Origin of the sequence: Aureibaculum algae (genome assembly GCF_006065315.1) — a bacterium.
GTDB classification, from domain to species: domain Bacteria; phylum Bacteroidota; class Bacteroidia; order Flavobacteriales; family Flavobacteriaceae; genus Aureibaculum; species Aureibaculum algae.
Genome location: NZ_CP040749.1, coordinates 2,209,077 through 2,223,646 on the forward strand (window position 1 = coordinate 2,209,077; position 14,570 = coordinate 2,223,646).

A 14,570-nucleotide genomic window follows, 5' to 3' on the forward strand; every position below is an offset into this window, starting at 1 on the left:
TCAGTCCTTTTCTTTTCGTTAAAAAGTTTAAATCAGTTCATAAAAAAACCTCGAATTAACGAGGCTTTTATATGATTGTGTTTATAAATTATTGTTCAAAAACACCAACAAAGCCTCGCTTCATCTTATAAAAATAGAAGAAGTAAAAATAAGCTTGCCAAGTGTTGTTAATTTTCATTTTTAACTTTTGAAAAGACAAATCTATACTTGAAAAATTAAAAAACAAATTATTTTTTATGTTTTGTTATATTTTTTGCGGATTATTTAAAAATTAGGCAGAATTTTTAAATTAAAAATGAGAAAGCATTACACTTATATAAAATTGTTTAAAACTTAGGTAGACACTTCTAACATCAAACGCTCAAAAAAATCTTGAAAACTCTGATTTTCCTCAATTTCCAATTTTTTTCTTAACCTGTGACGTGCTACTTTAATTGAGCTCTCTGAAATGCCAAATAGTGTGGCAATATGTTGCGATGAAAAATTTAAACGTATTAATGCACATAACTTCAATTCCCTATCTGAAATATTGGGCCAATTTTTCTTTAAATTTGAAATAAACGAAGGATGTACCTGTTGAAATAAATTATAAAAATCATCCCAATCCTTATCTAAGTTTAAACTATCATCGATAAGGTTTACAATTGCTTTTAGATTATTATTATTATTATTCTGTTTTGCCTCTTTTGCAATATCATTCTTTATTTTACTTAGCAATTTGTTTTTATGAATTTCTCTCAAGGTATGATTAGTTAACTCATCAGTTTTAAAATTAAGTTCATTTTCGAGTTGCCGTTGCGATAATTCCTGATTGGCCTTTTCTGCATTTAACAAGTCTAAGTTATTCTTATAGATTTTTTTAGTTTGTGTTTCTACTAATTCTGTTTTTCGTTTTACCATAAGTTCAAGTTTTCTTTTTTGGAAATTAATAAATGACATTCTCCATTTAAATAAGCCAAATACCATTGCAATTCCAAGTAAAAATAACGACCTTATTACCCAAGGTTTTTCCCAAAAAGAAGGCAAAGCTGTAATGTTCAGTGAAGCGATATGTGTACTTTCAATACCCTCATTATTAAGAGCTTTTATCTGAAGCCTATAGTCTCCTGGTTTTAAGTTTGAAAAGGTAAGTATTTGCTGATTGCCAATAGTTTGCCACTGTTTATGAAATCCATCAAGTTTGTAGGTATACGTATTTTTTTTAGGATCCCAATAATTTGATGTGGCAAAACCTAAAGTAAGCATTACATTATCTGCGGGTAAAATAAGTTGATTAATTTCCAATTCATTTTTTAAATAATTCTTAAATGGAATTACTTCTATTCCTTTTTTATTGATTAGTGATATATTAGTAAAAAACACATTCGGATTTAAGGAATGGTTATTAGTTAAATCATTCGCCTTAAAGTAGGTTAATCCAAATGAATTGGCGGTGTAGATATATCCATTAAAACCGTATGATGCCTTGCTATTTTTAAAAGGTGTGATCCCATCATAAGTGTTAAAGTTCATCACATTACCATCTGGCGAAATTTTGCTTAATCCTAAATTAGTACTACACCATATATTCTTTTCATCATCCTGTAAAATACCTCTAATAAAAGTAGCTTCTAAACCTTCTTTTTTACCTATCCTTTTAAAGGTGTCACTACTCCTAATATAGCGGTTCAATCCGTAACCATTAGTACCTATAAGAACGGAAAGATTATCATCTTCGGCTATGCTAAGTATGCGGCTCCCACTTATAGAATTACTATCTCCTTGAATAGGTAAATAAGATTTAAATCTGCCTTGTTGAAATACATTTAGCCCTGCGGCGGTACCAATCCACATTTCATCTTTTACATCTTTATAAAAAGAAGTAATCACGTTACTAGTAAGACCTAGGTTAGCATTTATATCATATTTCTCTATTATTTTTAAATCAGCATTATAAACGACTATCCCAGTATTACTGCCAACCCAGATATAATCATCTTTGTCTTGTGTTATGGTAAAAATAGCTCTAGGTTTGTGCCAGTCTTCAGCCTTTAAAAATTTATCTGTTTTAGGGTTGAAGATATTTAGACCTCCATAAAGTGTACCTATCCAAATTCGGCCTTGATCATCTTCGTACAAGGATAGTATATTACTTCCGCTCAAATCACTCTCATCTTCTGGATTATCGGTAAAAAGAGATAATTTACCCGTTTTGGGATTATATCTTCTTAATCCGTTTCTACCAGCAGTAAGCCATAAATCACCATCGTTAGCCTGTAAAATGCGTGATTCCTGTTTGTCTTTTTGATCAATTCCTAACTTGGAAGGCGGTATATTATAAAGAGTCATGTTATTTTTGAAATAACTAATTCCTCCATGCACTGTGCCTGTCCATATTACATTATCCTGTCCAGGACTTATATCGAGTATGGCGTTATCCGAAATTGAATATTTACTATAACTATCACTCTGAAAATAAGAAAATTTATTATTTGTTTTACTATAAAGGTTAAGTCCACCTCCATCTGTACCAATCCATATATTATTCTTTGTATCTGCATAAAGACAAAGTATCATATTGTTATTTATGCTCTGCGAAGTATTGCTATTGGAAGACATATAGTGTTTAATGCGATGCAAATCTGGATTATATTGAAAAAGTCCATTACCATTAGTGCCGATCCAAATTTCACCAATTTCATCAACAACTATATCATTAATATAGACCTTATTATTAGATTTAGTAAAGCTAGTGGGTTTAAAACCATCACCTTTATAGACCCACAAATCGCCACGGCTAGTACCCATCCAAACCACTTCATTTTTATCTTGAAATAGTGCCGTTCCATAATTTTCAGTTGAACCATTAGGAAATTTTAGAAATTGATGAGTAGTTGTACTATCTCTTTCCTCAAAAGACAATGTAAACACAAATCCAGTAGCAGAGCTACAAATAAATTTACCATCTTTTAATTGATTAATGGTATGAATATTAGAGTCTAGATGATTGTTTAAAACTGAATCTTGCGATTGCCATAAATCAAATTTGTCTTTTTCTGTATTTAAAAAATAAAGTCCTCTAGTTGTGGCTACCAAAATATTACCTTTATCACTTTGTATTAATGTATTAATTTCAGCCTGTTTTTCTTGTAAAAATTGATATGACTTCATGGTTTGACCATTATACTTATCTATTCCTAATCTTGAAGTTAGCCATACAAATCCCTCCTTGTCTTGAATTACATTACCCACTCTACTATCGGAAATACCATCTTCGAAAGAAATATCTTGAAATTGTAGCATTACATTTTGTGCTATGGTTTGGAAAGAATATAAATAGCAATAACCAAAAAAGAATAGTAATAAGAATGCACGCATTGTTAACTTAATTTATCTATATAATAATTTCAGTAAAAATAGTTTTAATTATTGAATATAAAATGCTAGAGGAATTTTTTATTTAACAAAGTGTAACCTAAATGTAACATGATGTAACCTAAATGTACCCCTTAAAAATGATATTTCGTATGTTATACATATTACTTTTGTTTTATAACTAAACAAATATTAATATGAAGAAAATTAAAGTTTTTATTAGCTTCCTCTTACTATTAAGCACTATAAGCTTGGTTGCACAAGAAAAGCTAATTAGCGGAACAATTACCGATGAAAATGCTGAGCCTTTGCCAGGTGTAAACATTGTCATTCAAGGTACAACTACTGGAGTACAAACTGATTTTGAAGGTAATTATACCATTAACACTAATATTGGTGATGTACTTGTTTTTACGTTTGTGGGTATGAAAACTCAAACCTATACAATAAAAGCTAGCGACGCTACAATAAACATCGTATTAGCAGAAGATGTTAGTATATTAGATGAAGTAGTGATTGTAGGTTTTGGTACAAAGAAAAAAGTTAATTTAACTGGATCAGTCTCAGTCGTTGATAGTAAAGCCTTGGCTGACCGACCTGTTACTAATGTAGCTGCGGCTTTACAAGGTGCAGTTGCAGGTATGAACTTCTCGGTAAACAATGCTGGTGGTGCACTTGATAATTCAGTGAGTTTTAATATTAGAGGTTCTGGTACCATCGGTGCGGGCTCTTCTGGTTCTCCATTAGTATTAATTGATGGTATGGAAGGTAACATGAATACCTTAAACCCACAAGATATAGAAAGTATATCTGTTTTAAAAGATGCAGCTTCATCTTCTATTTATGGTTCTAGAGCTCCTTTTGGAGTTATACTTATTACCACTAAATCAGGGAAAGATGGTAAAATTACCGTGAATTATAACAATAACTTCAGATCTACAAGTCCAATATTACAACCTAATATGCTAGATTCAGAATCATTTGCTACTTATTGGAATGAAGCAGCTGCTAATGCTGGACAATCTCCAAAGTTCTCAGATGATGTGATGCAAAAAATTAGAGATCATAGGGCGGGAACTTTAACTACAGAAACTGATTGGAATAGTTCTAGTAATAATTGGAACTCATACACAGGTGGTTTTGCTGATAACAATTGGTTTGATATTTTTTATAAAGATGCAGCAGCTTCACAAGAGCATAATTTAAGTGTAAATGGTGGTACAGAAAAAGTGAACTATTACTTGTCTGCAAATTATCTAGATCAAGAAGGTCTACTTAATTATGGTAATGATCAATATGACCGTTACTCCGTAAATTCGAAAATAAGTGCGAAAATTTCTGAAAAATTAAAATTAACATATTTAAGCCGATTGACAAGAATAGATTATGAAAGATCTTCTTATCAAAGTGGTTTATTTTTCCATAATATCGCCAGAAGATGGCCTACAGTACCGTTAAGAGATCCTAATGGCAATTATGTCTATGGTAACGAAATAGCTCATTTAGAAAATGGTAGAAACAAAGATCAGAACGATGAATTAGTACAACAATTAAATGTTCAATTTACCCCAATTAAGAATTGGAACATATATGCCAATATGAACTATAAAATTAGTAATTCATTTAATCATAATGAATTTTTACCAATTTATAGTTATGACGAAGATGGTGTCGCTTCTCCGGCAGCGTTGCAATATGTTTTATGGGCATCAGGTGGTTCAAGAATATATGAAAGTGGTTACAAGTCTAATTACTTTAGTCCTAATGTTTACACAGACTATACTTTAACCTTAAATGAAGATCATGAATTTAAAGTAATGGCTGGTTACCAATCAGAATTAACTAAAACACGTAACTTAGGTGTTAACAGAGATGATGTAATAACTACAAGTTTACCTACTATTAATACTTCTACTGGAGATACTAGAGGTTATGGTGGTTATCAACATTGGGCTATTGAAGGTTATTTTGGTAGATTAAATTATAACTATAAAGACAAGTATTTATTAGAGGTTAATGGTAGATATGATGGTTCTTCACGCTTTTTAGATGATAAAAGATGGCAGTTTTTCCCTTCCTTTTCTGCAGGTTGGAACATTTCTAACGAGAATTTCTACAAAGACAGTAAGCTTTCTGAACACGTTAGTCTTTTAAAGCTTAGAGGATCTTACGGTGAGTTAGGAAATCAAAATACGAATAACTGGTATCCATTTTATCCTAGTATGGGTATTGGTGTAGATAATGGTAATTGGTTAGTAAATGGTGCAAAACCAAATACTGCATACCCTCCAGGACTTGTAAGTACTTTATTAACTTGGGAAAGAGTTACTTCTTGGAACGTAGGTTTAGACGTGAGAGCATTTAATAGCAGATTAGGTTTGGGCTTCGATGTTTATAACAGAACTACTTTTGATATGGTTGGGCCTGCCCCTGAATTACCTGGTGTTTTAGGAGCTAATCCTCCAAGTGTTAACAATACTGATATGGAATCAAAAGGTTTTGATTTAGAAATAAGTTGGAGAGATTCTTATAACGATTTCTCTTATGGTGCTAAATTCATTTTATCAGACACTAGGCAGTTTGTAACTTCTTATCCAAATGAAAGTGGAAATTTAAATCAATGGTATAGCGGTAGAGAATTCGGTGAGATTTGGGGATATACCACGAAAGGAATAGCTAAATCTGATGCTGAAATGAATGATTGGTTGGCACAGCATAATCAAGACAGAATGGGTTCTAACTGGGCTGCTGGTGATATGATGTACCAAAATTTAGACGATGATCCTGCAATTAACAATGGATCTAATACATTAGACGACCATGGTGATTTATCAGTTATTGGTAATAGTACACCTAGATATAGCTATAGTATTGATTTTGATGCTAACTATAAAGGTTTTGACTTTAGAGCATTTTTCCAAGGTGTGGCAAAGAGAGATGTAGCTGTTGGTGGTCCTTACTTTTCAGGTGCCAATTCAAATATGTGGCAATCAGCTGGTTTTACAAATCATCTAGATTATTTCAGACCTGAGGATACTACAAGTCCATTTGGACCAAATACAGATTCTTATTATCCGAGACCACTATTTGATTCTGGTTGGAAGAATTTTGCTACCCAAACGAAATATTTACAAAATGGTGCGTATTTAAGATTAAAAAATATTCAATTGGGTTATACTATTCCATCTAACATCACAGAAAAAGTAAAAATTTCTAAATTAAGGTTTTACGTATCAGGTGAAAACTTAGTAACGTTTACAAAAATGAGTGACATTTTTGATCCAGAAACTACAGGAGGCGATTGGGGTAATGGTAAAATTTATCCTTTATCCAAAGTAATTTCAGCTGGTCTTAGTTTAACTTTTTAAATATTTAAAAAATGAAAAAATTATATAAACATATTTTTATTTTAAGTCTACTAGTGGTTGGTTTATCCGCTTGTAATGACGACTTTTTAGACAGGGCACCCTTGTCTGATGTAACACCCGATTTTTATTTAAAATCGGAAGCCGATTTAGCAGCGTATGCTATTTCTAATTATTCTTTCCCTTCACATGGCGGTTGGAGTGCAGGTACTTTTACATATGATAATGGTACTGACAACCAAGCTAGTACTGGTGCTAGTAATCTATGGGTTCCTGGGCAATACAGAGTGGGTACAAGTGGGGGCTCTTGGTATTTTGGGACTATCCGAAATTTAAACTATTTTTTAGATGTTGTTCTTCCAAGATATGAAGCTGGTGAAATCAGTGGAAATGAGGCAAACGTAAGGCACTATATTGGCGAGATTTACTTTCTAAGAGCTTATGAATACTTTAATAGGTTGCAAAGCGTTGGAGATTTTCCAATTATTACAACCATTTTGCCTGATGTAAAAGAAGAGTTGATAGAAGTTTCAAAAAGAAGACCAAGAAATGAGGTTGCTCGTTTTATTTTGTCTGATTTGGACAAAGCTCTTGAAATGTTAACAAATATTGATGGGAATAAGAACAGAATAAACCCAATGGTAGCACAGCTTTTCAAATCTCGTGTTGCCTTATATGAAGGTACTTGGTTAACTTATCATAAAGGAACGGCTCATGTACCTGGTGGACCTGGGTGGCCTGGTGCAAATAAAGACTATTTATCTGGTTTTAATATTGATATTGATAGTGAGATAGATTTCTTTTTAACCGAAGCAATGAATGCCGCAGAAGTTGTTGCAAGCAATGCTCCGTTAACTCCAAGTAATGGAAATACAGAAGGAAGAGATGTTTTTGACAATCCTTATTATGCCATGTTTGGTGATTTAGATATGTCTGGTTATTCCGAAGTGTTGATGTGGAGAGATTATGATGAAGATCTTGTTTCACATCATACAATGCACTATTTAAATAATGGTGCCAATACCGGATATACCAAAGGTTATGTAGATAGTTATTTAATGAAAAATGGCTTACCTATTTATGCAAGCGGTTCGGGTTACAATGGAGATGATTATATTGAAGATGTACTTGACGATAGAGATGACAGATTGCGTTTATTTACTAAAGAACCTGGTGATGTTATTACTTATATAAATGGAGAAACCTTTGAAGAAATACCTGGTCTGTTTGAAATTTCAGAGAATAGAGCAGTGACTGGATATTCAATTAAAAAAGGTATCTATCCTGATGCTGACATGTTAACAGGGGCAAACCCAACTGTTACTGGTGCTATAGTGTTTAGAGCTTCTGAGGCTTACCTAAACTATATTGAAGCTGATTATGTGAAGAATGGAAGTTTAGATGGAAACTCAGTAAGTTACTGGGGTCAATTAAGAGAAAGAGCGGGAATGCCAGCTGATTATAGTATTACCGTTGCTGCAACTGATTTATCTCAAGAAAACGATTGGGCCAAATATTCTCAAGGTAGCCTAGTAGATCCTACGCTTTATAATATTAGAAGAGAGCGAAGATCTGAGTTTATTGCAGAAGGCATGCGTTTGGATGACCTAAAAAGATGGAGATCTTTAGATCAGGTTTCTGATTATGTAATTGAAGGTTTTAAAGTTTGGGGTCCGATGAAAGAATGGTATAAAGATGACGATGGCAACTCGCAATTAAAAGCAGAACCAGACGCTAGTCCTAATGTTTCGCCACAATCAAATAGCATGTATATTAGGCCTTATCAGATTGTTCAAGCAAATAACAATTTCTATAACGGATATAACTGGAATCCTGCTCATTATTTAAGCCCAATTGCCTTTAATCACTTCTTAATTACAAGTGAAAGCGGGGATGCTGGTAATTCTGTTATCTATCAGAACCCAGGTTGGTTAGTTGAGGCGGGTTCATCAGCACAATAATCATATTTATTTGAGTTAGTTAAATCCCGTCTTTTTGAATCAATGGCGGGGTTTTTTTATAAAAAATAGGTAACTCAAAACCTTTTACCTTTAAGAAAGTTCATTACCTAGTTAGCATCTATAAACAGATTGAAAAGTGTGGATTTATATAAAACAGGTGATTGATAGTGAATAATTTTTTGGTCTTTTATTAAAATCAAATTTATAAACTTTAAAATTCAAACAATGTATTTGATCCCTTTTTTAATGCTCATCGTTTATATAGCCATAGTATTTGGAATACTTTATTTAATATATACTTGGGTAACAAATTTTATTACACTTAAAGAAGAACACAATAATTTATTGAGAGAGATTATTAGTAAGATGGATAAAAAGTAGTTAGAAAGAGATAGGAAATCTACTGGAAAGATCTATTGTAATTTTATACTTTATGAGCTTTGTGTTTTATCCTGTGCCGACTTTGCGTGACATAATCAATTCTTTATTAAGTTATTATGCAAATTTTGAGCATTGTCAAATTCGATATTTTAATATATTCAATTAAATAATGAAATCAATTACAATTAATTTATTTAAAATCACCTTAGTATCTGCAACAATTTGTATTGGACTAGCTTCATGTTCGAGCAGTAATATTGAAGATGAAATTATAAAAGAAGAGCCTCAATTGAAATTTAAATTAATTTATGAAGATGAATTTAACGGAGATGCTTATGACACCAACTATTGGAGTAGTTATCAAACACAGAGTTGGTCGTCTGCTTGGAATCATTATGTGGTGCCTAATGATGCCTATTTGGCAGAAGTTAAGGATGGCAACTTACACCTTAGAGCGAGATGGAATTTGGATTCAAATACACCAGAAACAGGTGCTATTCAAACCAAGGATAAATTTAGTTTTAAGTACGGAAAAATGGAGGTAAAAGCCAAATTTGCAAGTGCAGGTAATGGTGGCTGGCCAGCCATTTGGCTAATGCCTCAAAATCCAGTTTATGAAGGATGGCCCAAAGGAGGCGAAATTGATGTTATGGAACGCCTCAATACGGATGCATTCGTATATCAAGTAATGCACCAATCTGACGGTGAAAATAAACATATCTCGTCAAGTAAAACACCTCAAATATCTACTACGGAATACAACACATATGGCGTTGTTAAATTACCTAATAAAATTGAATTATATGTCAATGGTAAATTAACCTTGACACATGAGCCTAAAGGTGTAAATAAAGATTCTTGGCCGTTTGAGACCGATTTTTATATTATTCTTAATTATGCCTGTGCTGATCAAGGGCAATCGGGTATTAATTTCTGGCCTGGTAATGTTAATTCAACTGATAATTTTCCATATGAAATGGCAATTGATTATGTCAAAGTATGGAAACTTGTGGAGTAGTTGAAACAAAGGATTACGAAAAAAAATAAATACAATGAAAAAGTTCTTCTACCTTATACTAGCCATTTTCCCTTTTTTGGGATACGCCCAAATTATCCCTGCACCAACTTCAATAGAACCACAACAGGGTACTTTTACCTTGGACAATAAAACAGGTTTTAAATTAAATGGAATAGATACTTCAGATAGCATATTACTTACCGATTATTTATCTTCAATAGTTGAAGAAGAAACAAGCGTAGCAATTTCAAGAACAGCAAATAATACTAAGAATATAGTATTTGAACTCACAAAAAATTCTATAAATGCACTTGAAACGGAGAGCTATGAACTTAATATAAACGAATCTGAAATTCGTATTAAAGCCAATTCAAAAGCTGGACTTTTTTATGGTATGCAATCATTGTTGCAGTATATTTTTAATTATAACACGCAAACACCAATACAATTGCCATGCGTTGCCATTACTGATAAACCCAATGTAAAATGGAGAGGCATGTTATTAGATGTGAGCCGACATTTTTATACTGTGAACACAGTTAAAGTAGTGTTAGATTTAATGGCTTTTTACAAATTAAATGTTTTTCATTGGCACTTGGCGGATAATGAAGGATGGCGTTTGGAAATAAAAAAGTATCCAAAATTAACTTCTGTAGGTGCTTGGCGGAAAGAAATTCCTGGTAGTATTTTTTATAAACCAGATTCAACATATACTAAAAAATTAGACGGTAAGCCTTACACTTATGGCGGATTTTACACGCAAAAGCAGATAAAAGAAATTGTCAAATATGCGGCAGATAGAAATATTACAGTTATTCCTGAAATTGATGTGCCAGGGCATTCGGCGGCGGCTCTAACAGCTTATCCCGAATTTTCATGCGAAAAACATGAGCAAGAGGCTCCAAATTCTTCTTTGTGGAATGGTGTTACAGACACTGATAAAATCAATATAAGCTATTGTGCTGGTCAAGAAAGTACTTTCTTTTTCTTGGAAAATGTATTTACAGAAGTAATGGAATTATTTCCGTCAGAATATATTCATGTAGGGGGAGATGAGGTAGATAAATCCTATTGGGCAAAGTGTAGTAATTGTCAAGCAAGAATAAAAAAAGAAGGTCTAAAAGACGAGCACGAATTGCAAAGCTATTTTATAAAAAGAATGGCAAAATTCTTAGAAAAACATAACCGAAAACTCATTGGTTGGGATGAAATTCTTGAAGGTGGTGCACCTACAAATGCCACCATAATGAGTTGGCGTGGGGAAAAAGGTGGGATAGCGGCTGCAAAAATGGAGAAAGAAGTTATTATGAGTCCTAATAACCGCTTGTATTTCGACATGCCCCAGACGGATTCTAAAGACGAACCGTATGGACCAACTTACGGTATAAATACGCTAGAAACAGTGTATAATTATAACATTTATCCAAAAGAGCTTTTGCCAAAAGAAAAAGCCTATATAAAAGGGGGGCAATTTGCTATCTGGACAGAGTTTATTGCTTCCGTTGAACATTTGGAATATATGTTATTGCCACGAATGCCAGCCTTTGCAGAAAATCTATGGTCGACTCCAGAAAACAAAGATTTTAATAGTTTTATTATACGATTAAACCAAGGGCATTATAACTATTGGAAGCGTAATGGTATAAGGTTTCATACTAAGTTTTATGAGAAAGAGATTAATGAGTAAATTAGGCTAAAGTAGGCCATTTAATAAGTATTTATAACGATAAGGACATTATTCAAATATCAAAAATGAAGTTAAATTTATTGTACATTTAAAAATTGAACTCAAATATTTGAGATATTATTTCAATATGTAATACATAATACAAATTATTGATTATCTTCGTCAGACATTAACTTGCACATTATGAGGCTCAAAACAGCATTGACTACCGTTCTTTCATTCTTATTTATTTTTCTCGCTTCTGGGCAAACGCTTCCCAAAGTAAAGATAATTGATATACAAGAATTACCGGCTGAACAAGGTAACGAAACCTCTTTAGGATACGCAGGTATGCTTGGAGGGCAGCATAACGGTGTTTATATTGTTGGTGGTGGTGCCAACTTTCCAGAATCCATGCCATGGAAAGGTGGCAAAAAAGTTTGGAGCAATTCTATTTATATTTTAAAAGGTGAAAAGTGGGAACTTTCTAATACCAAATTACCAATTCCATTGGGGTATTCCGCTTCTATAACTATTGATAAAGGTATTTTAAGTATTGGAGGTAATAATGAATCAGGTATTACAGATAAGGTTTTATTACTTTCTTATGATAAGAAAAGTAAACAAATTAACATTACAAATTACCCTTCATTACCTCAACCTCTAGCTTTTTCTACTGCAGAAGTTTTTGAAGATTTTGTTTATGTTATTGGTGGACGTAATACAGAAAAAAGCACCAATACGTTTTATCGATTAAACCTAAAAAACCCTAAAACTTGGGAAAAATTAGAGGATTTTCCAGGTAATGCAAGAGCTGTTCATACATCAGTAATCCAAAATACGGGTGATTCCAAAAAAATCTTTGTCTTTGGAGGTAGAGATGAAGTTAATGGTGAAAAATCAGAAGGATTGAGCTCTTATATTTCTTATGATTTAAATAAGAAAATTTGGAAGGAAGAAGGTGATATTTTAATTAATGGCAAACAGAAGGTATTGATGGGAGCTTCGGCTGAGGCTTTAGGTTCCATGCATATTTTGGTTTATGGAGGTTCAGATGAAATTTTATTTGATAAGTTAGAAAATTATACGTTACAATTGGCTTCAAAACCTAATGATTCTATTGTAAATAAAATCATATCAGATAGAAATGAATTATTAAATAAGCATCCAGGATTTTCAAAAGAGATTATTGCCTATAATACTGTTACTAAAAAATGGTTTGTAGATGAAACGGTAACCACAAAAATTCCAGTCACCGCACTTAGTTTTTCAACAAAAAATGGTTTTATAATAGTATCAGGAGAAATTTCTCCTGGTATAAGAACACCTAAAGTGCAACAATATATTGTTGCTGATGCGGCTGAACCTTTTGGTACTGTAAATTATATTGTATTAGCAGCCTATCTGTTAATTTCCTTATTGATTGGTGTCTATTTTGCGAGTAAGCAGAAATCAACTGATGATTATTTTGTGGGTGGTGGCCGAATACCATGGTGGGCAGCAGGGTTAAGTGTTTTTGGTACGTTGTTAAGTGCCATTACTTTTATGGCAATTCCCGCAAAGGCATTTTTGACGGATTGGTCTTATTTTGTGTTAAACATGGCAGCTATTTTGATAACGCCTGTTATTGCCTTTGTGTTTATCCCATTTTTTAATAAATTAAAAATCTCAACCGCTTACGAATATTTAGAAGACAGGTTTAACTATACCGCTAGAGCTTTTGGAAGTTTGTCGTTTATATTATTCCAGCTAGGTAGAATTGGAATTGTATTATTACTGCCTTCTTTAGCCATCTCAATTGTAACCGGAATCCCTGTTGATACGAGTATCATGATTATGGGCGTGCTTTGTATTCTTTACACCACTTTTGGCGGTATAGAAGCTGTAATTTGGACAGATGTTTTACAAGTAGTTGTTTTACTTGGAGGAAGTGTTTTAGCTGTAATTTGGATATTATTACACACTGAAATGCCATTTGGAGAAATGGTTACTTATGCCTCAGAGCATAATAAATTCAATATGGATAATTTTGATTTTAACTTTACAGATACTACTTTTTGGGTGGTTTTGATTGGAGGGTTGGCCTCCGCTTTGGTTACTCAAGGAACAGATCAAACGATAGTACAACGCTATTTGACTAGCACAGATGTTAAAGATTCTCAAAAAACCTTATATACGAACGCGGTATTAACTTTACCGGCCTCTATTATATTTTTTGGTATTGGTACCTTATTGTTCATTTTTTATACAGAAATGCCTGAGAAACTATCACCTGCCATTTCTAATAATGATTCTATTTTTCCTTGGTATATAGTTAGAGAGTTGCCTGTTGGTGTTTCAGGCTTGTTAGTTGCTGGTATTTTCTCAGCGGCCATGTCGAGTATTAGTAGTAGTTTAAACTCTGTATCAACGGCATACTGTAATGATTTTCATAAACACTATAGACCAAAAACAGCCGATAAAAAATTATTGAAAATTGCTCGATTAGCAACCATAACTACTGGTGTGTTAGGAATGATTTTTGCCTTGTGGATGGCAAGTTCTGATATTAAATCACTTTGGGATCAATTTTATAAAGTACTTGGACTCTTTACTGGTGGGCTTGGAGGTATGTTTCTATTAGGTATGTTAACTAAAAAAGCCAATTCGACAGGAACTTTAATTGGCTTAGTGATTAGTGCTTTTGTTATATTCTATATCAGTAATTATACTGAAATTAGCTTCTTAATGTATGCCTTTTTCGGATTGGCATCTTGTTTTGTATTTGGGTATATTTTTAGTTTGGTATTTAGGGAGAAGAACAAATAGTTGTTGTATTAAAAAAA

At 32.9% G+C, this 14,570-nt stretch carries 6 protein-coding genes; 5 read left to right on the forward strand and 1 reads right to left on the reverse strand.

The genetic code is table 11. From position 1 onward, the window contains the following. Positions 1-333 precede the first annotated feature (333 nt). Entirely contained in the window at positions 334-3,357 is a 3,024-nt protein-coding gene (locus FF125_RS09210) for a ligand-binding sensor domain-containing protein (RefSeq protein ID WP_138949495.1), read from the reverse strand. 194 nt (positions 3,358-3,551) lie between these two features. Between FF125_RS09210 and FF125_RS09215 the strand changes: the two genes are divergently transcribed. The 5 genes from FF125_RS09215 (at position 3,552) to FF125_RS09235 (ending at position 14,553) form a co-directional block, all read left to right on the forward strand. Beyond that, positions 3,552-6,722 carry a SusC/RagA family TonB-linked outer membrane protein gene (locus FF125_RS09215; RefSeq protein ID WP_138949496.1) on the forward strand — a complete coding sequence of 1,057 codons (3,171 nt, stop codon included), beginning with the start codon at positions 3,552-3,554 and terminating at the stop codon, positions 6,720-6,722. Positions 6,723-6,733: 11 nt separating this feature from the next. After that, a complete protein-coding gene (locus FF125_RS09220; protein ID WP_138949497.1) occupies positions 6,734-8,680 on the forward strand; it encodes a RagB/SusD family nutrient uptake outer membrane protein in 1,947 nt (648 codons plus the stop codon). Positions 8,681-9,230: 550 nt separating this feature from the next. Then, entirely contained in the window at positions 9,231-10,079 is an 849-nt protein-coding gene (locus FF125_RS09225) for a glycoside hydrolase family 16 protein (protein WP_138949498.1), read from the forward strand. Between the two features lie 34 nt (positions 10,080-10,113). Then, positions 10,114-11,766, forward strand: coding sequence for a beta-N-acetylhexosaminidase (locus tag FF125_RS09230; protein ID WP_138949499.1), 1,653 nt, complete (start codon positions 10,114-10,116; stop codon positions 11,764-11,766). Between the two features lie 183 nt (positions 11,767-11,949). Beyond that, positions 11,950-14,553, forward strand: coding sequence for a sodium:solute symporter family transporter (locus FF125_RS09235; protein ID WP_138949500.1), 2,604 nt, complete (start codon positions 11,950-11,952; stop codon positions 14,551-14,553). Positions 14,554-14,570 lie beyond the last annotated feature (17 nt).